The sequence below is a fragment of the Leifsonia sp. NPDC058230 genome (genome assembly GCF_042882245.1).
In the GTDB taxonomy this organism is placed as follows: domain Bacteria; phylum Actinomycetota; class Actinomycetes; order Actinomycetales; family Microbacteriaceae; genus Leifsonia.
In genome coordinates this window covers 1,077,109-1,099,525 of the sequence record NZ_JBHVWM010000001.1, presented here as the reverse complement: position 1 = coordinate 1,099,525, position 22,417 = coordinate 1,077,109, and the positions used below count along the sequence as shown (strand labels likewise).

The window sequence follows — 22,417 nt, the reverse complement described above, 5'->3', positions numbered from 1 at the left end:
GCGGAATCGATGCAAACGCAAGTCTCGCTGAGCCCCGTCACCGCCACGTCACCGCCACGTTGTAGAGTCAGGCATTGTCGCGCCACGACTCGAATCCCAGCATCGCAAAGGAGCGAACAGACTCCCCATGAGCAACACAATCGACAACCTGCTCCACGAAATCCGGCGGTTTCCGCCGAGCGACACGTTCGCTACGAACGCGGTCGCCACATCAGCTCTCTACGAGCGTGCCGCAGAGGACAGACTCGAGTTCTGGGCCGACCAGGCTCGCGAGCTGCTGCACTGGCACAAGCCGTTCACCCGCACTCTCGACTGGACGAATCCGCCGTTCGCCCGGTGGTTCGACGATGGCGAACTGAATGTCGCATACAACTGCCTCGACCGCCACGTACTCGCCGGCAACGGCGACCGCGTCGCCATCCACTGGGAGGGCGAGCCGGGCGACAGCCGCTCGATCACGTACGCCGAGCTCACGGCCGAGGTGAAGAAGGCCGCGAATCTGCTCACGAGCCTCGGCGTCCAGGCGGGTGACCGCGTCGCGATCTACCTGCCGATGATCCCCGAGGCCGTGATCGCCATGCTCGCCGTCGCTCGCATCGGCGCGGTGCACTCGGTCGTCTTCGGCGGGTTCAGCGCCGAGAGCCTGCGGTCGCGGATCGACGATGCCGAGGCGAAGCTCGTGATCACCGCCGACGGCGGCTGGCGCAAGGGCAAGGTGTTCCCGCTCAAGAACGCGGTCGACGCCGCGCTGGCGAATGGGGAGTCCACGGTCGAGCACGTGCTCGTCGTCAAGCGAGGCGAGAACGACGTCGAGTGGACCGAAGGCCGCGACCTGTGGTGGCACGACGAGATCGCCCAGGTGGATGCCGACCACGTCGCCAAAGCGTTCGAGGCGGAGCAGCCCCTGTTCATCCTCTACACCAGCGGCACCACCGGCAAGCCGAAGGGCATCCTCCACACGTCGGGCGGCTACCTCACGCAGGCAGCGTTCACGCACAAGAACGTGTTCGACCTGCACCCCGAGACGGACGTCTACTGGTGCAGCGCCGACGTCGGCTGGATCACGGGGCACAGCTATGTGGTCTACGGCCCGCTGGCCAACGGTGCGACCCAGGTGCTCTACGAGGGAACGCCTGACACCCCGCATCCGGGTCGCTGGTGGGAGATCATCGAGAAGTACAAGGTGTCGATCTTCTACACGGCGCCCACGGCGATCCGTTCGTTCATGAAGCTCGGCCGCCAGATCCCGCAGGGCTTCGACCTGTCGAGCCTGCGCGTGCTCGGCTCGGTGGGCGAGCCCATCAACCCCGAGGCGTGGATGTGGTACCGCGAGGTCATCGGCGGCGGTGACACCCCGATCGTGGACACCTGGTGGCAGACCGAGACCGGCGCGATCATGATCTCGGCCCTGCCGGGGATCACGACGCTCAAGCCCGGATCCGCGCAGGTTCCGCTGCCGGGGATCTCGATCGACATCCTCGACGAGACCGGGGTTCCGGTCGACAAGGACCAGGGTGGCCTCCTCGTCGCGACCGAGCCGTGGCCGTCGATGCTGCGAGGAATCTGGGGCGACCCGGAACGATTCAAGGAGACGTACTGGGAGAAGTTCGGCGACAAGTACTTCGCCGGCGACGGCGCACGATACGACAAGGACAGCGACATCTGGCTGATGGGCCGGGTCGACGATGTCATGAACGTGTCGGGTCACCGCCTGTCGACGGCCGAGATCGAGTCGGCGCTCGTCGCGCATCCGCTCACCGCCGAGGCAGCGGTCGTCGGCGCCGCCGATGAGACCACCGGCCAGGCCGTTGTGGCGTTCGTCATCATCAAGCAGAGTCAGCTCGAGGCCGCGGAGTCGATGGATGTGGCGGCCGAGCTCCGACGGCACGTCACCGAGCAGATCGGCGCCATCGCCCGACCGCGAGAGATCTTCATCGTCAGCGAGCTGCCGAAGACACGGTCCGGCAAGATCATGCGCCGCCTGCTGAAGGACGTGGCCGAGGGTCGCGAGGTCGGCGACACGACCACGCTGGCCGACACGGCCGTGATGAGCTCCATCCAGAACAAGCTGTCCTAACCGGGCGACGCATCGCAGCGCGGGACAGGCGCACTGAACGCGGAAGGGCGGCGGATCCACGCGGATCCGCCGCCCTTCCGCGTGTTCGCCCGCTAGACGAAGGCGAGGATGAGCTCCACCTCGACCGGCGCATCCAGCGGAAGCACGGAGACGCCCACTGCCGACCGCGCGTGCACGCCGGCATCGCCGAAGATCTCGCCGAGCACTTCGCTCGCGCCGTTGATCACACCGGGCTGCCCGGTGAACGACGGGTCGGAGGCGACGAATCCGACGACCTTGACGATTCGCGTGACGCGGTCGAGGGAGCCCAGAACGCTCTTCGCCGCGGCGAGGGCGTTGAGCGCGCTGATGCGTGCGTACTCCTTGGCGTCGGCGGGCGGCACCAGTCCGTGCCCGTCGCCCACTTTCCCGGTGGCCGGGAGGGCACCGGAGACCATCGGAAGCTGCCCGGCGGTGTAGACGTGATCGCCGTCGATCACGGCGGGAACGTATGCCGCCACGGGCGGAACGACCTCCGGGATCTGGATGCCCAGCTCGGCCAGGCGGGACTCGACGGCGCCCATCAGGCGTCGGGCTCGTCGGCGACCGGACGCTTCAGGTAGGCCACCAGACCGCCCTCGGGGCCGGCGACGACCTGGACGAGTTCCCACCCTTCCGAGCCCCAATTGTTGAGGATCGCGGCGGTGTTGTGGATGATGAGCGGGGTCGTGAGGTATTCCCAGCGCGGCATTGTGCTCCTTGCGTTCGGGGGGTTTATCAGGTTTGTCACCTACGCTTGATCATATGTCTGCCAAAAAACCCCAGGCTAGAGTTGTGCTCGGCGCACTCGGCGCATTCGTCGGAATGAGCGCCGTCGCGGGCCTCCTGGTCACAGCCGCTGTCACCCCCGCCATCGCGGTGACGGGCATGGCTGCCAACGACAGCATCGGCGTCTTCGAGGGTCTGCCGGAGTATCTCTCCGTCGACAACCTCGCCCAGCCGACCACCATCTACGCCAAGCAGGGCGATGCGGACGTCCCGCTCGCCACCTTCTACTCCCAGAACCGCCTCCCCGTCGGATTCGATGCGATCTCCCAGGCGGCGAAGGATGCGGCGATCGCCGGCGAGGACCCTCGCTTCTACAGCCACGGCGGCGTCGACATCCAGGGCACCATCCGCGGTGTGCTCTCGACCGTTGTCGGGCACGACGTCCAGGGTGGATCCTCGATCACTCAGCAGTACGTGAAGAACGTGCTGCTGCAGAAGTGCGAGGCGATGCCTGTAAAGACCGCCGACGACAAGAAGAAGAAGGCAACCTGCGTCGACGAGTCGACCGGTGTCTCCCCCGACCGCAAGGTCAAGGAGATGAAGTACGCCATCGGCCTGGAGAAGAAGTACTCGAAAGACAAGATCCTCGAGGGCTACCTGAACATCGCCGGGTTCGGCGGCACGGTCTACGGCATCGAAGCGGCAGCCCGCTACTACTACAACGTCACGGCAGCGGCACTCACCCCCGCCCAGGCGGCAAGCCTCCTGGCCATCGTGAACGAGCCGACGAGCCTCAAGCTCGACAGCCCGAACAGCAAGACGAACGGCGCGGCCAACGGCTACCAGGCCAACAAGGATCGCCGCGACTACATCCTCGGCAAGATGTACGCATACAAGAAGCTGACCAAGGCGCAGTACGACGAGGCGGTCAAGACGCCCGTCACGCCGGTGATCACGCCGTCGGTGCGCGGCTGCCAGACCGCGGGCAGCGCCGCATACTTCTGCGACTACGTGCAGAAGGTCTTCCTCAACGACCCGAACTTCGGCAAAGACGAAGACACGCGCATCGCCGCATTCAACCGCGGTGGCTACAAGATCTTCTCGACTCTCGACCTCGATCTGCAGGGCACGGCGCAGTCCACGCTCGACAGCTACGTGCCGATGGAGTACAGCGCGGCGAAGCTGGGCGGCGCCCTCGTCGGAGTGCAGCCCGGAACGGGCCGCGTGCTGTACATGGCGCAGAACAAGCTCTACACGCAGGATCCCGACGTGATCGCGACCGGCGGCGACAAGTACTCCTCGGTCAACTTCAGCACGGACAAGAACTACGGCGGATCCTCGGGCTTCCAGGTCGGATCGACGTACAAGGCCTTCACCCTCGCCGAATGGCTGAAAGAGGGTCACTCGCTCAACGAGTCGGTCAACGCCAACGTCCGCACCTACAACCAGTCCCAGTTCAAGGACTCGTGCGGCGGACCGTACACGGGAATCTACAAGCCGACGAACGACTCCCCCGGCGAGGAGGGGCAGCGCACGGCCATGAACGCGACGGCCGCGTCGATCAACACGGCGTTCGTCGCCATGGCGTTCCAGCTCGACCTCTGCGAGATCAAGAACAGCGCGATGGCGTTCGACGTGCATCCGGCCGCCGGCGGTGAGCTGAACTCCAACCCCGCCAGCGTGCTCGGAACCAACAACATCGCGCCGCTGACCATGGCGACGGCCTTCGCCGGCATCGCCAACAACGGCATGACCTGCACCCCGATCGCGATCGACAAGATCATCGACTCACAGGGCAAGGAGCTCACGCCCCCGGCGTCGAAGTGCACGCAGTCCGTCGAACCGGCCGTGGCCAATGCGATGGCGTACGCCCTGCAGGGTGTCACCCGTGGCGGCGGAACCGCCAGCGGCATCAACACGACCGGCAAGGACATGCTGGCCAAGACCGGAACGACCAACGGCAGCGATCAGCTCTGGCTCGTCGCTGCGACCACGAAGGTCGCCGGAGCCTACTGGGTCGGCAACTGGGAAGGTCACGCCGACATGCGCAAGGTCCGGCCGTCCCACGGCACGACGCCGGCGAGCGCGCGTGTGGCGGTGATGCGGGCCATGATGAGTGCCGCCGTCGGCAAGTACGGCGGAGACAAGTTCGCCAGCCCCACGCAGAAGCTCACCCAGGGCGTTCAGGTCGCCATCCCCGACCTGACCGGCAAGGCACCGGCCGACGCGCAGAACATCCTCGAGGGACTCGGCCTCACGTACGCTGACGGCGGCCCTCAGGACGGCGTCCAGGCGGCCGGAACGGTGTCCTCCTCGAACCCGGCGGCCGGAGCCAATGTCGGCAAGGGCACGGTGGTCACGGTCTACACCAGCAACGGCGCGCTCGTCGCGCTGCCCAACGTGGTCGGGCAGAAGGTGTCCGACGCCCAGAAGGCGCTCTCGCAGTTCTCAGTCTCCGTCGGGAACGGCGGAAACGGTGCGAACGGCGACAGCATCGTCGAGTCGACGAACCCTGCGGCCGGGACTGCGGTGAAACCGGGCTCCGAGGTCGTGCTGACGGTCAAGGCCTCACCGCCACCGGCTGGCGGTTAGCGTGTCACGCGGCCCTCGTTCCGGCGCGGCGAGTACCGCTCTGGCGGTGCTCGCCGTCGCAGGCGCGGCCGCGTTCGCCTGGGGCTCGCTCGTCGAGCGCAGGCTCTTCACGCTGCGCCGTGTCAGGGTTCCGGTACTCCCGGCCGGCTCCGAGCCGATCACCGTGCTGCACCTGTCCGACCTGCACATGGCACCCTGGCAGCGCGACAAGCAGGACTGGGTTCGATCTCTCGCCGACCTGAAACCCGACCTCATCGTCGACACCGGAGACAACCTCGGTCACGAGCGGGGCCTGGAGGGCATCGAGCGTGCGTTCGAGCGGTTCCGCGGCATCCCCGGCGTGTTCGCCCACGGCTCGAACGACTATTTCGGACCGCAGGCCAAGAACCCCTTCAAGTACTTCATCGGGCCGTCGAGGAAGGGCTCATCCACCGCTCCCCGCCTCGACAACGCGGCGCTCACCGCATACCTCGGAGAGCTCGGCTGGCTCGACCTGAACAACGCCGCCGGCGCTGTCGATGTCAAGGGCACGCACCTGGAGTTCTTCGGGGTGAACGACCCGCACATCGGGTTCGATCGCGTCGAGGCCATCCCCGGGGCTCTCGACGAGCTGCGGGAGAACGATCCGTACAGCGACGACGCGACCTGGCCCGAGGATGTGCCGCGGGCCGAACGCCGAACGGTCACGATCGGCGTCACCCACTCCCCGTACCGCCGCGTGCTCGACGCGTTCGTCACCTACGGTGCCGCGATGATCTTCGCCGGTCACACGCATGGCGGACAGGTCTGCGTGCCCGGCTTCGGCGCCCTCGTCACGAACTGCGACATCCCGCGCGCGCAGGTGAAGGGGCTCAGCATCTGGCGCCACGCCTTCCGCTCGGCCTTCCTCAACGTCTCCGCCGGCCTCGGCACCTCGATCTACGCGCCGGTGCGTTTCGCCTGTCGCCCCGAGGCCACTCTGGTCACTCTGACCGCCTCCGCGTGAGGATGTTCGGCGGCCGTTGGTCACCGAGCCCCTCCCGCCTCGTGTATTCTTAGTGAGGCCTTCGGGCCACTCGGGGTGTGGCGCAGCTTGGTAGCGCGCTTCGTTCGGGACGAAGAGGTCGCAGGTTCAAATCCTGTCACCCCGACCATGCAGAGGGCCGGAGCGTTTCAACGCTCCGGCCCTTGTCTGTCGCCAGGCACGGAGGGTGTGGCCGAAGCCGACCGTCTCGTGCCCGACCACCTCGACCACGGCCCCGAGGGCGACGAGCCCGATCACGGCACTGAGTGCGGTCAGGGCGCCCGGCGCTTCCAGATCGAGAGCCTGGTGCGGTTGGGTGCCAGCGCCGACCGCGAGGGCCGCTGCAAGCGGTGCGAGCGTGGCGAGGAGGAGCGGGAGGTGCGTCAGGTCGAAGGAGCGCATCAGGACGCTCCAGATGAGGAAGATGAGCGCAACGGTCGTCGCGAGCGGCACAGCGAGCGCGAGGGCGATGCCGAGCAACGAGACGCCGCCGTGCTCCAGCGCGATGGTCGCCAGGTGCAGTCCCGCACCGATGGCAGCGATCGAGCCGAACAACGGCAGATGGGCGTAGCGCCAGCCGAATGTGCGCTCCGGCCGCTTCTCGAGCACCAGTCTCGACGGGACGAGGAAGTACGACCACCAGACCGATGCCGCTATCACGAGGCCTGACGCGGCGATGAGCACCGCCTCCACCGACCATCCCTGCACCTGGGTCAGGACGCCGACCGCGGCTGTGGTTCCCGCGATGACCTCCCCGATCGTGATCAGCGTCAGCAAAGCGAACCTCTCGGCGATGTGGCCGGCGTTCCACGGCGCGTAGCCGTACCGTTCCGCAGCGACGACCGGCCCGATCATCTCAGCCATCGCCAGCACGACGAGGGAGACGACGGTCACGACCACGGGAAGTCCTGCTATCGCTGTGACGAACCATCCCACCTGCACCACCGAGATGATCACCACGTACGAGATCGCGTTGCGGCGATGAGGTGGGTCCTCCACGGCCGCCCTCAGCCAGAGAGCGATGAGGGGAACCCGCATGACGATGTAGCCGATCACCAGCAGGAGGTTGTTCGGGCTCTCGCCGTGAGCTGCAGACTCGAAACTCACGGGCAGCCCGTAGATCAGCACGATGACGCCGATCATCTGGACGATCGTCGCCAGGCGGAAGAGCACGTCGTCGTTCCCGTACGCCGAGGCGAACCAGGTGAAGTTCAGCCACGCCCAGCTGACGGCCCACACCGCGAACGCGAACGCGCCGAGCGCCGGCCAGATGTCCCCGCGACCCAGCTGCTCGGCCAGCTGGTCGGATGCGGCGGCGAAGGCGACGACGTAGGTCAGGTCGTAGAGCAGCTCGAGGGGCGTCGTCGTTCTGCCCCGCTCCTGCGGGTCCCGACCGGGCATGGGACGCAGGCGGTGTCGCAACTCCAGTCTCAGTTGGGACGCGAAAGCCGTCATGGCGCTCATCCTGTCATCCCGGCTGCCGTCTGCCTATAGGCCTCCGGCTAGTAGGCCTCCGGCTAGACTGCGAGCGCTTCGCGCACCACCTCGAGCGAGCGGATGCGCCCCTCGACCGTCGCCGCACCGGACGACACCATCAGCTCGTCCACGCGGGTGGAGGCGAGCAACGACTCCAGACGGGTCTTGACCTCGTCCGGCGTCCCCACCGCCTGGCGGGCGTTGCGGGATGCGATGAACTCCTCCTCGAGCGGGGAGAAGTCGTACGCCAGAGCCTCCTCGATGCTGACGGGCTGCGGCTTCGCGCCCTGACGCATCCGGAGGAACGACAGCTGGCCCGGCAGGGAGAGCGCCCGCACCCGCTCGGGGTCGTCGTCGGAGATCACGTTCACCGCGATCATCGAGTGCGGCTCGGTCAGGATGTCGCTCGGCTCGAATCGAGAGCGGTACAGGTCGAGCGCGGCCTCCGTGTTCTCGCCGGCGAAGTGGTGGGCGAAGGCGAACGGCAGCCCGAGGGCTGCGGCGACCTGTGCACTGTATCCACTCGATCCGAGCAGCCAGATCTGCGGCGCATCCCCGAGACCGGGGACGGCGGTGATGGTGTGCAGGGGGTTGGCATCGCTCATCCCCCCGTAGAAGAAGCCGAACAGGTCGAGCAGTTGCTGCGGGAAGTCTTCGACGCCGAGTCCTTCGGCGCTGCGGCGGAGGGCCATCGCGGTCGCGCCGTCGGTGCCGGGGGCACGGCCGATTCCGAGGTCGATACGGTCGCCGTAGAGGGCGCGAAGGGTTCCGAACTGCTCTGCGACGACCAGTGGCGCGTGGTTGGGAAGCATCACACCGCCGCTGCCGACCCGGATGCGCGACGTCGCGGCCGCGATGCCACCGATGAGGACGGCGGGTGCGCTGGAGGCGATGGCGGGCATCCCGTGGTGTTCGGCGACCCAGAAACGCTGGTAGCCGAGCTCCTCCGCAGCCTGCGCGAGTCTGATGGTGCCGGCGACGGCATCGGCGTTTGTGCCGTCGTGCGGGCGGTTAGCCAGGTCGAGGACGTTGAGGGGGATGCGGGGCTCGGTACTCACCTTGACCTCAACCACGGGGAAAGTCGGATGATTCCGCCGATCGGGCAGGCTTTTCGCGCGGTGCGCGACGCGACGAGGCGACCCTCCAGGGGTTCGGGAGGGTCGCCTCGACGTTGGCGAGCCCAGCGCAGGGCGCTGAGCTCAGTTCAGGGGGTCGCGCGGCGACGGCGCGCGGCGGCTACGAGGAGGAGGACGATGAGACCGGCGAAAACGAGAGCGCCACCGATCCACACGACGTAGCCCGCGACGACGGATCCGGTTTTGGCGATGGTGCTTCCCGTCGCGGTCGTCGAGGTCGTGGCGCCGGCGGGTGCGTCCGCCGGGAGGACCGTGACCGTCGCTGCGGCGGCCGCACGGCTCGTCGCCCCCGTGCCGGTGACCGTGTACGCGCCGCTCGCGTCCTTCGGCACGGTCACGAGAAGCTCAGCGCCACCGTCGGCGGCGGAGATCTTCGAGGCATGCGCGCTGCTGGTGGCGGTGCGGTAGGAGGCCAGGCTTGCGTTGGCGCCGTTCTCACCGGAGACCGTGTAGTCCACCAGCTCGGAGGGGAGGAAGGTGCCGGATGTGCACGTGAGCGTCGTCGTGCCCCCGGCGCGGACGGTCGTCGGGCTGATACTGCACGAGCCGCCCTCGGTGTACGGCACGGCGTTCGCCGCGGCTGGCGTTGCGAGCGCGACGGCTGCGCCGACGATCAGCGCTGCGAGGATCTTCTTGGCCACTCGGAAGCCTTCCGTCGGCCCGTGCGCGGATCGCCCGGGAGCTGAATATGATTAAACCTCAGTTTACGCCGGTGTTGCAGCCGGGGGCAATCAGGGACGATCCCCCCACTACGGGGGACGAACGCGAGAGCGTCGGGGTGACGGCGACGGTCATGCCGGGCGCCTTCTGCTTCATGTTGAGCAGGTCGACGGTGACGGTCTTCGCCTCCCCGGGAGCGAGGTCGACGGTGAAGACACTCACCGGGCGTCCCGCATCCGTGCCGGCGATGGTGGGGTATTCGGCGCCGCCGCTCGTCGTCGCGGCGAGCAGCCCGCCCTCCGCCCCATAGACGGCGACCCTGGTGCGGATCGACCCCGGCGCCACGCCGAACCAGCCGGCGCCGGTCACATAGTCGGGCAGCGTCGTCGCCGCATTCGCGGGCGCCGCGTTCGTCAGCGTGATCGCAACCCGGCTGCTCGGCGTGCCGTCGGCACGACAGACCGCTGTCACCGCCTCGACCTCGGTCTTGAGGTAGTAGTCCATCTTCGCGCCGGTCGCATCGTTGAAGTAGACCCCGAGACCGGCCACCGACGGCGTCGACGTCGGCAGCGTACCCGCGAGGGTCGTGGTGGCGAGAACTCTCTGCTCGTCAGGATGCGCGCTCCACACGAGCGTCCGTCGCTCCTCCCCCGCCTGCACGAGCGAGCGGATGAGCGCCGTGCCATCCGCCTTGCCGACGGCCACCTGCGAGAAGACGGCTTCGGCGGCGGCGGCGAAGAACGCATCCTGCCGCTCCGAGTCGGGCCACCGGGAGTACGACTCGCTGAGGAGGAGTGGCACCGCATTGTCGGCCGTGAGAGTGTCGCCGGTGGGCAGCGCGACGGGCCCGATCGCCGTCAGGAGATACGACAGCGCGACCGGATCGACCGTGAACACGCCGTCGATTGTGCCGCCGTACTTCGCCTTCCACATCGTCGAAGCCGTCGATGCGGCGAGCGGGAAGTCCGGGGTGAGGTTGACGTCTTGGATGAACCGGGCCAGCAGCGGACCGTAGAGCCCCTGGGTCGCGGCCGGAATCGCCGAGACGGGGTCGGTGAAGGGATAGATGCTCGTGCCGGACACCTGTCCTGCGAACGAGATGTCGCCGTGGTCCGCCGTCACCAGGGCGAGCACGCCCGGCAGTCCTCCGGTGGCCCGCAGCTCCGCAGGGTTCTGCACGAGCAGCAGGTAGGTGCGGGGGCCGTCCGCGCCGAGCATCCGGGGCAGGAGTTTCGCGGTGTTCGCGAGAGCGTCGACGGTGGGTCCGGCCTCCGAGAGCAGATCCCTGAGCCGTTCGACCTCGGAACGCACGCGCTCAATCGTCGCTCCGTCGTCGATGCCCGCCACGGATGAGGAGGCATCGCGAAAGGCGGCCTGCGCCCGGGCGACGACGGGTTGCGCCCGGATGAGCGGGGCCAGGTCGACCGATCCGTTGACGGGCTTGAGGCGCGCCGGGTCGACCTGCTCCGCCACCGCGACGAGGGGCGAGATGACCTTCGCTGCGACCGTGTCCGCCGCCGACGCGGAAACGCGGACCGCGGTCAGATTGGGCCCAACCCACGGGATGAACTCGGCCGCGCGCCAGACCGGATCACCCGAGAGGGATGCGGCTTCGGAAGTGTGGGCGCGGAGCTCGGCCGCGGCCGCGGACGCCGCCGCGATGTCGCCGGACGCGAGGGACGACTGCACGGCCTGCGCCTGCGGCACGGCGTCCTTGAGCGCATCCTTCGCCATCACCGCCCGTAGGCCCACCCAGCCGGTCATGACGACGATTGCGAGCACGACGACGGCGATGCCGATCTCGACGAAACGGCGCGTCCGCGTGCGACGGCGCGTCTCCTCGGGAGGTCGCGCCGGCACTGCATCGGAGGGTTCGGGAGCCGTCACCCGACTAATCTAACAATTCCTCACTTTTTCGGCAGCGCCTGGCGTACCCCCGAACCGGGGGGAGGGCGCGCCGGGTCAGCGACCCAGTCCGGTGTAGCGCCAGCCGGCCGATCGCCAGCGAGCCTGGTCGAGACTGTTGCGACCGTCGATGATCCGCTTCTCGGCGACGAGCTCGCCGACCTGCTCGGGGTCGAGTCCGACGAACTCCGGCCACTCGGTGAGGAGCACCACCACATCGGCGCCACGCAGGGTCTGCTCGACCGAGCGCTTGTAGGTCAGCATGGGCGCACGCAACCGGGCGCTCTCGATGGCCTGCGGATCGGTCGCGACCACATCCGCTCCGGCCTCGACCAGGCGCAATGCGACCTCGAGCGCCGGCGAATCGCGCACGTCGTCGGAGTGCGGTTTGAATGCCAGGCCCAGCATCGCCACCCGCTTGCCCGCCAGCTCGCCGCCCAGCTCCTGCGTGACCAGCTCGACGACGCGCGAGCGGCGGCGGAGGTTGATCTTGTCGATCTCGTCGAGGAAGGCGATGGATTCGCCCTTGCCCAGCTCCCGCGCACGTGCGGTGAACGCGCGGATGTCCTTGGGCAGGCATCCGCCGCCGAAGCCGACGCCCGCGTTGAGGAATCGCCGGCCGATGCGCTTGTCGTGCCCGATCGCATCCGCCAGCTTGGTCACGTCGGCGCCGGTCACCTCGGCGATCTCTGCCATCGCGTTGATGAACGAGATCTTCGTGGCCAGGAAGGCGTTGGCCGCCACCTTCACCAGTTCTGACGTCGCATAGTCGGAGACGATGACCGGGGTGCCCGCTGCCAACGCGCTCGCATAGATGTGATCGAGGATGCGCGCCGCACGTTCGCCCGCCTCGCCCTCCGGGACTCCGTACACGAGCCGGTCGGGCGCGACGGTGTCTTGCACAGCGAAGCCTTCGCGGAGGAACTCGGGGTTCCAGACAAGAGTCACCCCGGGAGCGGCGACCGCGAGCTCCTCGGCCAGACGCGCGGCCGTGCCGACCGGAACGGTGCTCTTACCGACGACGAGATCGCCCGGCTTGATGTGCTCGGCCAGCGAGCGGAACGCGGCATCGACGAAGCGGAGATCGGCCGCGTAGCTGTCTGCGCTCTGGGGCGTTCCCACCGCGACGAAGTGCACGTCGGCCTGAGCGGCCGCGGAGATGTCCGTCGTGAACCGCAGACGGCCGCTCGCCACGGACGATGCAAGGATCTCGGGGAGCCCGGGCTCGAAGAACGGCGGCTTGCCGGCGGCGAGCAGGGCGATCTTCGCCTCGTCCACGTCGACTCCGACCACATCGTGGCCGAGCTCGGCCATCGCCGCTGCGTGAACGGCACCGAGATAGCCGCATCCGATCACAGAAATTCTCATGGTTTCACTCCGGACTCGCGCCGCACGGGCAGCGGATGGATCAGATCAGGTGAAGTCGGCGTCGGGCTCGGCCACGTACGCGGCTTCCAACGGCCAGCGACGCCGCCCGTTGTTCAGCACACCCTGGCTCTCCTGGAGGTAGCAGGCGCCGCACAGCGACTCGTAGCTCACCGAGGCGCCGTCGATCGCCACCTGATCGCCATCGAAGACGAAGATGCCGTCGATCTTGCGCGCGTTGAAGATCGCCTTGCGACCGCAACGGCAGATCGTCTTCAGCTCTTCGAGACTGTGGGCGACCTCGAGCAACCGGCGGCTGCCGGGAAAGGCGACGGTCTGGAAATCGGTGCGGATGCCGTATGCCAGCACCGGGATGTTCTCCAGGATGGCGATGCGCAGCAGATCGTCGACCTGCGCTTCGGTGAGGAACTGCGCCTCATCGACCAGCAGACAGCTCACATCGACGTCGAAACGCTTGATCGTGCGCTCCCGATGCTGCTGGAACTTGCCGAACGCATCCGTCTCCGGACCGATGAGGAAGTCGACCTCGCGCGTGACACCGAGCCGCGACAGGATGCCCATGTCGCCCTTGGTGTCGATCGCGGGCTTGGCCAGCAGCACGCGGTGACCGCGCTCCTCGTAGTTGTAGGCAGCCTGGAGCATCGCGGTGCTCTTGCCGCTGTTCATCGCGCCGTAGCGGAAATACAGTTTTGCCACGCATCGATCCTACGGGGTGCACCCTGAACGTCAGGTCAGGTAGCCGTCTTCGGCGGCCCGCCGGATCAGGTCGGACCTCGAACTCGTCGGCCGGCCGACCTTGCCGTACTTCTCGCGGACGCGACGAAGGTAGGTCTTCGCCGTCTCGTACTGCACATTCATCTCGCGAGCCACCTCGGACGTCGTGCGCCCGTCGGCGTAGAGGGTCAGAGCCTGGCGTTCGCCGTCGCTGAGGTGCGGCTTGGCGGACTCGGGGATGCTCGGGCGCGGCCGCCATGCCTCGGCCACCGGCGCGCCTGCGGTCCGACCGGCGGCTGCCTCGGAGTCGCCGCCACGGCCCACCGCGGCGAGCGCTGCATCCAGGACCTCGACCATCGGCTGCGTCTTGGTGAGGTAGGCGACGGCGCCGGCGGCGAGCGCCGCATCCCTGTCCTCCTGGGTGTCGACGGCGCTCAGCACGATCACTTTCGCGCCCGCCGCGCGGCAGGTGCGCACGCGGGCACCGATCGACACGGACTCGCGAAGTTGAAGGTCCATGATGACCAGGTCGGTGGGAAAGGCCTCGCTGTGAACGAGTTCGAGCCACGTGCTTGCACGGACGACAAGATCGAACTCGGGGGCGTGCTTCTCGATCCAGCTCGCCAAGCTGTCGAGGAGGAGTTCGTGGTCGTCGAGCAACGCCAAGCGGATCGGCGCGGGCGGCGGGGCGGTCGGGGATGCGGGGGATGTGGTGCTGGTACTCATCGGTTCTCCCCTCCAGGGTACGAGAAACGGACGGTCAGCTTGTCATCGGAGACGCGCATCGAGGCGTTCATCCCCACCGAGCGCAGCGCGCTGAGGAACGGGAGCAGCTCCCGGCGAAGCTGTCGGCGACCGCCGGAGGCGCGGCAGGTCAGTTCGAACGACGGATGCTCGGGGTCGCGGGCCTCGATCCTCACCGAGCTGGGATCGAGCCCCGGAAGCTTCGCGAGCGTGCTGAGGATGGCGCCCACGACGGCGCGCTGCTCGTCTCGGAGGATGCGCTCGAGCCGGCCCGGATCGGTGACGCGTGCCGTCGTCTGCAACGCCGACGCCTCCTCCCCACGGGCGGCGAGGACCTGCGCGAGCGTCTCGCCGAGCCAGGTGCGGTCGACCGCGGCGACGGATGCGCCCCGCAGACCGGCGGCGAGCTCGCGGGCGCGCCGCGCATCCTGTTCGGTCACCTCGCCGCGGCGGAGGAGATCGGCCAGAAACGGGACGGTCGCTTGATTGAGGGTGGTGATCCGCTCCTGGTTCACCATGCGCCGAGCTGTCTCGCGCAACTCGGGTTCGAGCCTGGCCTGCGCGGCGCGGGCGACCTCGCGCCAGGCGAGGGTCTCCCCCGTCATCGTCCAGGCGTAGCCGCACCCCGCGAGGGCGAGCGCCATGATCGGGGTGGCTGCCACCGTGAAGTACACGAGCGGGTTGGTGGAGATCGCCAGGAAGGGGGCCTGCAATGCCGCTGTCGCTCCGAGGATCAGTGCGGCGAGCCCGGCCACAGCGATGACCTCGGGGATCGGGCGGTAGAGGGCCATCGCGGTGACGAGCATGGCGACGACGACCTGCCCCCAATCGTCCTGGATGCGCTGGTTGCTCCCCCACATCGCCGTCGAGAATAGGGATGCCGCGACAACGCAGGCGCCGATGATGGACACGTGCGACCAGAACCCGAACGGCGCCCGAGCGGGGTGGGTGCGGACCGCGAACACCGCTCCCGCCAGCGCGAGCACTCCGACGGCGATCCACGCGAGCACCGGGTCGTGCAGCTGGCCCCCATGGGTGACCGTCGAGTAGACCGCATACGCGACGGCGACGACGCCGAGGATCGGCACGAGCGCCCACGCGGATTGCACACCGAGCGGGTCCAGCCGCTGCGGAGTGCGTTCCAACGGCACCGATCGCCGGCGGACGATCGCCGCCTCACCCAGAACGGTCACGATGGAGCCACCTCATCGTCGTCGCCGGTGGGGACGACCATCATCACCGTGGTTCCCACATCCGGGCTGGAGTAGACCGTGACGGTGCCGCCCACCCGCTCGATGCGATCGTGGACGGACTGACGCAACCCGAGCCGGTCGGGCGAGGTCGATGAGGGCACGAAGCCACGTCCGCTGTCGACGACCATGACCGAGACGGCATCCCGCGACGAGGAGACCGCGACTTCAGCCGTCGGGCTTCCGGAATGGCGCAGTACGTTGACCAGACACTGCCGGGCGGCCAGCCCGATCGCCCGGCGCCGCTCGGGGCTCAGCAGGGAGAGCGCATCGCGGTCACCCGAGATGTCGACGGACAGCCCCTCGTCGCGGGCGAGTTCGATCGCGTTGTGGAGCTCGCTGTCGAACCAGTCATCGCTGGACAGGCTCGCCAGCGGTGCGGACGAGAGAGCGAACTCGGCCGGAACGGGGAGATGCAGGATCATGGGGACGGCGGGCGGGCGAGTGGGCGCGGCGGAGGAGGTGCTGACCGGGTCGCGGGGATCGCCGGGGTCACCGGGATCGCGGCCCAAGGTGCGAAGATCGGCTTCGAGCCGGTCTCGGAGTTTGGACGGCAGCGGGCCGGGGTCGGCGTTGGCCACAGCCAGGAGTTCGCTCAGCACAGTGTCGTGGAGTTCAGCCGTCGCGTCGGCGATCAGGTCGCGACGCAGCTCGATGAGGCGTGAATCCCGCACGGCCCGGTGGATCGCCGACTGCGGCCGACTCCGCCCGGTGCGGGTGAGACTGTCGAAGGTGAGCACGCCGACGAGCAGCAGGTAGGCGCCGAGCGAGATGGCGTCGGTTCGGAACCCGCGACCCGCGGTGGTCGCGGCGACGAAGACGGCCGCCTCCGCGAGTGCGAACCCGAGGGTCGCCCAGAGGATGCCGACGAGCGCTCCCGTTCCAGTGCCGCCCACCAGGGTCATCGCCACGATCGGCAACGCCACGACGAACAGATTCGTATCACGGTACGAGCTGTTCTCGTTGAGGATGGTCAGCGCGTAGAAGTAGGTGCAGACGGTTCCCACCGCGAGGTAGGCGACGGTGAGCGTCACGGTGCGACGGCGGGTCAGCAGCACGAGGAGCCCGATCATCGGCGCGAGCACCAGCACCATCAGCCACGCGTACGGGTTGCTGGTTCCCACAGCGGACACCGCAACGTTGACGAGAGCCGAGCCGAGACAGACCAGCGCCGCCCAGCAGGCCGCCGTCGCCAGTGCACGCGAGTTCGCGGCGCGAGACAGGTGGCTCGGCAGACCGAGTGACATGCGCACTCCCGTCGGCGGTTGTGGTCGGCGTGGTCACGCCTGCCCGATTCCGCCGGGCGCTCGCCCGCCTTTCGCCGGATGCGGCGTCCCTCGCGATTATGGCACTGAACCGCCGACGCGTGTACCCCGAATTGTGGGCACGTGTACCCCGCTCAGAAGAGTGTCGGCTGCACGCCCAGCATCGTCACGCCGATCGCATCGCCCTGCACCTCCTCCGCCGCGAAGGCCGGCCCCGCCTGTCGCGGTGCTGCCGTGGTGCCGCCCGCCCCGACGATGCGACGCTCCCCCTCGCCGTCGCGCAGCATCCCGAGAGCCGTCGATCGCACTCCCCCGGTCAGCGGATCTTCCCGGCCGTGCTCGAGGCCGTGTGCTCGGATGAGCGGCTTGATCTTCGCCGCAAGCCACTGACGGTATTCTTTCGGCGCGTGCGCGCCTCGCCCGTACATTCGGCGGTACACCGGCAACAGCTGTGGATGCTCGCGCTCGAGCCAGAGGTAGTACCACTCCTTCACACCGGGCTTGAGATGCAGCGCGGTGTACAGCACCGACGTCGCTCCCGCCTCTCGCGCCTGACGCAGGGCTTCGTCGAGGTGCGCCCTGGTGTCGGTGAGATAGGGCAGGATCGGCATGAGGAACACCGAGCAGTCGAGCCCGTGGTCGCGCACGGCTGTGACGGTCGCCAGCCGCGCCTTGGTCGACGGGGTTCCCGGTTCCACGGACTGCTGCAACTCGTCGTCGTAGACCGCGATCGACATGGCGATGTCGACGGGAACGTGCCGGGCGGCATCCGAGAGCTTGCCGAGATCACGCCGCAGCAGGGTCCCCTTGGTCAGGATGCTGAACGGCGTGCCCGTCTCGGCGAGCGCGTCGATGATCCCCGGCATCAGCGCGTATCGCCCCTCCGCCCGCTGGTACGGGTCGGTGTTGGTGCCGAGCGCGACCGGATGGTGCCCCCAGCTCGGCTTCATCAACTCCTTGCGCAGGACTTCGGCCACGTTGACCTTCACGATGATCTCGTTGTCGAAGTCCTTGCCGCCGTCGAGCTCGAGATAGGCGTGCGTCGGACGGGCGAAACAGTAGACGCACGCGTGCGAGCATCCCCGGTAGGGATTGATCGTCCAGCCGAACGGCATCGCTCCCCCGCCGCCCGGAATCTTGTTCAGCGCCGACTTGGCGAGCACTTCGTGGAAGGTGATCCCCGCGAACTCCGGGGTGCGGACCGACCGCACGAGATTGTTGAGGCGCGCGAGCCCGGGCAGGGTGGACGGTTCCTCGGTCGTGAGTTCTTGCCCGCTCCATCTCATGTCTCTATTCGAACATACGTTCGAATGTCCGTCAACCCGCCGCCCGCCCGTCCGCCCGTCCGCCCAGCCCACATCCAGCCCGCGAGTCCGCGAATACTCTGCGTACTCGAGCGTTTTCGCCCGAATTTCTGAGGACTCGAGGGCTACTTTGTGCGGGCTCGGGGGCGGGAGCGGGGCGGGAGCGGGGGCGGGCGGGGCGGGGCGCCCGCTCCGCCCCGCGGGTCACGCGACGAGGCGGCCGGCGGCCATCGCTACGCGCTCGCCGGCCCAGTTGGCCCGCAGCCAGCGGTCATGGCTCGCCACCACGACCGCGCCCGGATACCCGCCGAGGGCGTCCTCCAGCTCCGTCGCCAGCGACAGCGAGAGGTGGTTGGTCGGCTCGTCGAGCAGGAACACGTGCGGCGGCTTCGCCAGGATGAGCGCCAGCGCCAACCGCCGCTGCTGACCGATCGAGAGGCGGCCGACCGGACGGTCGACGTCTCTCGGGGCGATCAAGCCGAGCCCGGTGAGGGGCACGCTCTCGGCCCGCCGCCCGCCCAGCGCCTGCTCGTAGATGCGGCGAGGGCTCATCGTCGGATCGGCGAAGCGCACATCCTGCTCCAGGAGTCCGACACGCAGGCCCTTGCGGCGCGTGATCGCACCGCTGTCGAGCGCCAGGCCACCGGCGAGCGCCGTCAACAGGGTCGACTTGCCCGCACCGTTGTGACCGGTGATCAGGATGCGCGACTGGGGCTCCACCCGGAACGCCGAGACGTCCAGGCGGTCCGCGATGCGCGCATCCGTCGCCTGCAGCAGCAGCCCGGTCTCCTCGCCGAGCGCTTGTGAGCCGCTGGGGATGCCGGCGAAGCTGAGGATCGCCGGGGGCTTGCGCACCTGATTCTCCTTCAGCTCGTCCAGGCGCCCGGAGGCGTTCTTGATGCGACGGCTGATCTGCCGGTCGAGCGCGTTGCCTTTCACCGACTTGACGAATTTGTCGTTGTCACGCACCTTGCCCGACCAGGCGATACCGCGCGCGGTCACGTCGACCGCGAACTTCAGCGCCTTCAACTCGTCCTGCTCGTCGGCGAACTGCTTCTCCCAGCGGGCGCGCTCCTCCTCCTTTGCTGCGAGGTAGGCGCTGTAGTTACCGCCGAACACGGTCGTTCCCGAGCGCGCAGGGTCGAGGTCGAGCAGCCCGGTCGCGACCGCGTCGAGGAAGGCACGATCGTGACTGGCGAATACGACCGGCCCCCGCCAGGCGACGAGCTGCTTCTCGAGGAAGGCGGCTGCGGCGTCGTCGAGGTGGTTGGTCGGCTCGTCGAGGAGCAGCGCATCCGGCCTCTCGAGGAGCAGCGCTGCCAGGGCGAACCGGCTGCGCTGACCGCCGGAGATCTCGGCGAGCGTGCGATCGAGCGCGAGGTGCCCGACCCCGAGACCGTCGAGAAGCTCGTCGCGACGAGCGTCGACGCTCCAGACGTCGGCACGCTCGGCAGCGTCGAGGGCAGCAGCGTATGCGGCGGCCGCATTCGGGTCGTCCCCGGAGAGTTCGGCGGCCGAGCGTTCGAGGGCGCGCTCGATCGACCGGACCTCGGCGAGGGCGGACTCGATCACCGAACCGACGGTGTCCGACGGGTCGGCGCGCACCTCCTGCCAGAGGATGCCCGTGCGCAGCGGCCGCGTGAGAACCCCGGAGTCGGGCGACTCCGCACCGGCGAGGATGCGCAGCAGCGTCGACTTCCCGACCCCGTTCTCGCCGATCAGGCCGAGGCGTGCGCCCGGCGCGATGGTGAGGGAGACGTCGGTCAGCACACGGCGGTCGCCGTAGCTCTGCGAGATCCCGTCGGCCTTGAGGTACGCGGCGACGGATGCGGTGAGTGGGGTTGTGGATGCGTGGGTCAAGAGAACCGCCTTTCGAGCGCTCCGAAGAGCCGGTTCCCGCGCGGGCATGCCCATCGACAGTCAGCGCCGGAGCACCCGAACCGCTATGTCGACGGCGTCAACGAGTGCACTGAGCCTCGGACGCGGGACGAAAGGAGATTCCTACTTCATAGCGCTGATGACGATAGCAGCCGTCGCGCACAGAAGTCCAGGGGCCTGGCGAACTGTCAGGGTCAGACAGCGATCTTCAGCGCTTCCGCCGTCGACGTGATCACACGCTCGGCCTCCTCAGGCCGGTCGTTGAGGGTGGTGCCGATCGTCGGGATGAGCGATGCGAGCGTCGGCTCCCAGCTCTTGTAGCGATCCGGGAAGCAGCGTGCGAGGACGTCGAGCATGATCGGGACGGCTGTCGAGGCCCCCGGGGATGCGCCGAGCAGGCCGGCGATGCTGCCGTCTTCCGAGGCGATGACCTCGGTGCCGAACTGGAGCACGCCGCCCTTCTTCGCATCCTTCTTCATCACCTGCACGCGCTGGCCGGCGGTGATCAGCTCCCAGTCCTCGCTCTTCGCAGTGGGCATGAACTCCTGCAGTGCCTTGACCTTCTTCGCCCGGTTGGCGAGCAGCTCGCCGACGAGGTACTTGATCAGGTCGAAGTTGTCCTTCGCGACCGCCAGCATGGGGATGAGGTTCTTGGGCCGGATCGATCCGGGCAGGTCCCACCACGTTCCGGTCTTCAGGAACTTGGGGCTGAATCCCGCATACGGGCCGAACAGCAGGGAGGCTTCGCCGTCGACCACGCGCGTGTCGAGGTGCGGCACCGACATGGGCGGAGCACCGACGGCCGCCTTGCCGTAGACCTTGGCGTGGTGCTGAGCGACGATCTTCGGGTCGCTGGTGCGCAGGAACTGACCCGAGATCGGGAAGCCGCCGAATCCGTCGATCTCGGGGATGCCCGACTTCTGCAGCAGGTGCAGCGCGCCACCGCCGGCGCCGACGAAGACGAAGCGCGCCGTGACCTCGTGCGGAGTGTGGCCGACCTGGTGGAGGACCTTGATGCGCCAGAGCCCGTCCTTGGTGCGCTTGATCCCGCGCACCTTGTGATTGAGCGCGATGCTGGCGCCGCGCGACTGCAGGTTGTCGACGAGCGCACGGGTAAGCGCCCCGAAGTCCACGTCCGTTCCCGCTGGAACGCGCGTGGCCGCGATGCGCTGCTTTGGATTGCGCTTCTTGGTGAGCAGGGGAGTCCACTCGGCGAGCACAGCCGGGTCTTCGGTGTATTCCATGCCCTCGAAGAGCGGCTGGTCTTTGAGCGCCTCATAGCGCTTGCGGAGGTAGCGCACGTTGTCGCGGCCGTGCACGAAGGTCATGTGGGGCGCGGTGTTGATGAAGGTCGACGGCTCGGGGAGGTCGCCCGCTTCGACCAGGCTGGCCCAGAACTGACGGCTGAGCTGGAACTGCTCGTTGATGCTGATCGCCTTGGCCGGGTCGACGGATCCGTCGGGCGCCTCGGGCATGTAGTTGAGCTCGCAGAGGGCGGCGTGACCGGTTCCGGCGTTGTTCCACGGGTTCGAGCTCTCCTGGGCCACGTCGCCGAGGCTCTCGTAGAGGCGGATGCTCCAGTCGGGCTGAACGCGCTGGATGAGGGCTCCGAGCGTGGCGCTCATGATGCCGCCGCCGATCAAGACGACGTCGATGGGAGAATTACTCACCCGACAATCCTACGGTGCGCCGGCTGGGCGTCCGGCCGAAGCGGCGCGCGCATCCGGGTGACTGCGGCCGATGTCTCAGCGGACTCGCTCGTAGATCGCCACGAATCGTTCGACCGGGAACGCCGCGACCGTCGACGCGATCAGCGGGAGGTCGACGTCGTCGAGGGTCTTGAACCGCAGACAGCTCTTGCCCATGTCGAGCCTGCGTCCGCCTCGCGCCCAGGACTCGCGGAACGCCTTGTCGTCGGCGGAATCGCTGTAGAGCGCCATCAGGTACAGCGAGTTGTAGTTCTTGTTCGCCGCCAGACTCACGTAGGCCAGCGGCTGCTTGTTGTATGTGTTCGGGTAGCGGTCGAGCGGGATGACCCATCCGGGCATCCCCCACTGCACTCCGAGCCGGTAGCCATCTGGCATGGCGGCCGCGACGGTGTCGAACACCGGCTCGAGCACGGCGCGTCTCTCCGGAGCGAGGCCGTCGAAGTACTCCGCGACCTCAGGGGGCATCGCTGGGGCTGTCATGCCAGCAGGCTACCTCTCCGCAACGCGCGAGTCGCGGGGGGGGGGGGGGGGGGGGGGGGGGGGGGGGGGCGGGGGGCGGGGGGGGGGGGGG

General features: G+C 68.3%; 18 protein-coding genes and 1 tRNA gene. 4 read left to right on the top strand and 15 right to left on the bottom strand.

The features are described 5' to 3' along the window. Positions 1 to 127 precede the first annotated feature (127 nt). Complete coding sequence (acs, locus tag ACFVV0_RS05505) at positions 128 to 2,077, top strand: acetate--CoA ligase (RefSeq protein WP_387059334.1); 1,950 nt, start codon at positions 128 to 130, stop codon at positions 2,075 to 2,077. A 92-nt stretch (positions 2,078 to 2,169) separates the two neighbouring features. Here acs and ACFVV0_RS05500 read toward each other — a convergent pair whose 3' ends face one another. Continuing rightward, positions 2,170 to 2,640, bottom strand: a complete 471-nt coding sequence (locus tag ACFVV0_RS05500; protein ID WP_387059331.1) for a RidA family protein — start codon at positions 2,638 to 2,640, stop codon at positions 2,170 to 2,172. Further along, positions 2,640 to 2,807: a hypothetical protein gene (locus ACFVV0_RS05495; RefSeq protein ID WP_387059328.1), complete on the bottom strand. Its 168-nt coding sequence runs from the start codon at positions 2,805 to 2,807 to the stop codon at positions 2,640 to 2,642. The genes ACFVV0_RS05500 and ACFVV0_RS05495 overlap by 1 nt, the downstream gene beginning before the upstream one ends. 53 nt (positions 2,808 to 2,860) lie before the next feature. Here ACFVV0_RS05495 and ACFVV0_RS05490 point away from each other — a divergent pair, with 53 nt between their 5' ends. From ACFVV0_RS05490 to ACFVV0_RS05480, 3 genes are all read left to right on the top strand, one after another. Further along, positions 2,861 to 5,416, top strand: coding sequence for a transglycosylase domain-containing protein (locus tag ACFVV0_RS05490; RefSeq protein ID WP_387059325.1), 2,556 nt, complete (start codon positions 2,861 to 2,863; stop codon positions 5,414 to 5,416). A 1-nt stretch (position 5,417) separates the two neighbouring features. Beyond that, positions 5,418 to 6,401 carry a metallophosphoesterase gene (locus ACFVV0_RS05485; RefSeq protein WP_387059322.1) on the top strand — a complete coding sequence of 328 codons (984 nt, stop codon included), beginning with the start codon at positions 5,418 to 5,420 and terminating at the stop codon, positions 6,399 to 6,401. Positions 6,402 to 6,472: 71 nt separating this feature from the next. After that, positions 6,473 to 6,549 (top strand) — tRNA-Pro (locus ACFVV0_RS05480). On the opposite strand, the gene ACFVV0_RS05475 is transcribed toward ACFVV0_RS05480, so the two are convergent. The 13 genes from ACFVV0_RS05475 to ACFVV0_RS05415 form a co-directional block, all read right to left on the bottom strand. Next, positions 6,528 to 7,820 (bottom strand): low temperature requirement protein A, encoded by a 1,293-nt coding sequence (locus ACFVV0_RS05475; protein WP_387059319.1) that lies wholly within the window; start codon positions 7,818 to 7,820, stop codon positions 6,528 to 6,530. The genes ACFVV0_RS05480 and ACFVV0_RS05475 overlap by 22 nt on opposite strands. Before the next feature lie 116 nt (positions 7,821 to 7,936). Further along, on the bottom strand, positions 7,937 to 8,968 hold the full coding sequence (locus ACFVV0_RS05470; RefSeq protein ID WP_387059316.1) for an LLM class flavin-dependent oxidoreductase: 1,032 nt from the start codon (positions 8,966 to 8,968) through the stop codon (positions 7,937 to 7,939). Between the two features lie 131 nt (positions 8,969 to 9,099). Next, positions 9,100 to 9,672 (bottom strand): hypothetical protein, encoded by a 573-nt coding sequence (locus ACFVV0_RS05465; RefSeq protein ID WP_387059313.1) that lies wholly within the window; start codon positions 9,670 to 9,672, stop codon positions 9,100 to 9,102. Positions 9,673 to 9,730: 58 nt separating this feature from the next. After that, complete coding sequence (locus ACFVV0_RS05460) at positions 9,731 to 11,578, bottom strand: DUF4012 domain-containing protein (RefSeq protein WP_387059310.1); 1,848 nt, start codon at positions 11,576 to 11,578, stop codon at positions 9,731 to 9,733. Between the two features lie 75 nt (positions 11,579 to 11,653). After that, the gene (locus tag ACFVV0_RS05455) at positions 11,654 to 12,964 is read right to left on the bottom strand and encodes a UDP-glucose dehydrogenase family protein (RefSeq protein ID WP_387059306.1); all 1,311 of its coding nucleotides are present in this window, start codon (positions 12,962 to 12,964) and stop codon (positions 11,654 to 11,656) included. Positions 12,965 to 13,009: 45 nt separating this feature from the next. Then, complete coding sequence (locus tag ACFVV0_RS05450; protein ID WP_387059303.1) at positions 13,010 to 13,678, bottom strand: thymidine kinase; 669 nt, start codon at positions 13,676 to 13,678, stop codon at positions 13,010 to 13,012. 30 nt (positions 13,679 to 13,708) lie between these two features. Further along, positions 13,709 to 14,422: a DNA-binding response regulator gene (locus ACFVV0_RS05445; RefSeq protein ID WP_387059300.1), complete on the bottom strand. Its 714-nt coding sequence runs from the start codon at positions 14,420 to 14,422 to the stop codon at positions 13,709 to 13,711. Beyond that, positions 14,419 to 15,633 carry a hypothetical protein gene (locus ACFVV0_RS05440; RefSeq protein WP_387059297.1) on the bottom strand — a complete coding sequence of 405 codons (1,215 nt, stop codon included), beginning with the start codon at positions 15,631 to 15,633 and terminating at the stop codon, positions 14,419 to 14,421. Before ACFVV0_RS05440 ends, ACFVV0_RS05445 begins: the two co-directional genes overlap by 4 nt. Further along, entirely contained in the window at positions 15,630 to 16,937 is a 1,308-nt protein-coding gene (locus ACFVV0_RS05435) for a sensor histidine kinase (protein ID WP_387059294.1), read from the bottom strand. The genes ACFVV0_RS05440 and ACFVV0_RS05435 overlap by 4 nt, the downstream gene beginning before the upstream one ends. Positions 16,938 to 17,089: 152 nt before the next feature. Continuing rightward, on the bottom strand, positions 17,090 to 18,241 hold the full coding sequence (locus tag ACFVV0_RS05430; RefSeq protein ID WP_387059291.1) for an Rv2578c family radical SAM protein: 1,152 nt from the start codon (positions 18,239 to 18,241) through the stop codon (positions 17,090 to 17,092). A 222-nt stretch (positions 18,242 to 18,463) separates the two neighbouring features. Next, complete coding sequence (locus tag ACFVV0_RS05425; RefSeq protein ID WP_387059288.1) at positions 18,464 to 20,119, bottom strand: ABC-F family ATP-binding cassette domain-containing protein; 1,656 nt, start codon at positions 20,117 to 20,119, stop codon at positions 18,464 to 18,466. A 212-nt stretch (positions 20,120 to 20,331) separates the two neighbouring features. Beyond that, a complete protein-coding gene (locus tag ACFVV0_RS05420; protein ID WP_387059285.1) occupies positions 20,332 to 21,807 on the bottom strand; it encodes a malate:quinone oxidoreductase in 1,476 nt (491 codons plus the stop codon). A 75-nt stretch (positions 21,808 to 21,882) separates the two neighbouring features. Further along, positions 21,883 to 22,326 carry a DUF1801 domain-containing protein gene (locus ACFVV0_RS05415; RefSeq protein ID WP_387059282.1) on the bottom strand — a complete coding sequence of 148 codons (444 nt, stop codon included), beginning with the start codon at positions 22,324 to 22,326 and terminating at the stop codon, positions 21,883 to 21,885. Between the last annotated feature and the right edge of the window lie 91 nt (positions 22,327 to 22,417).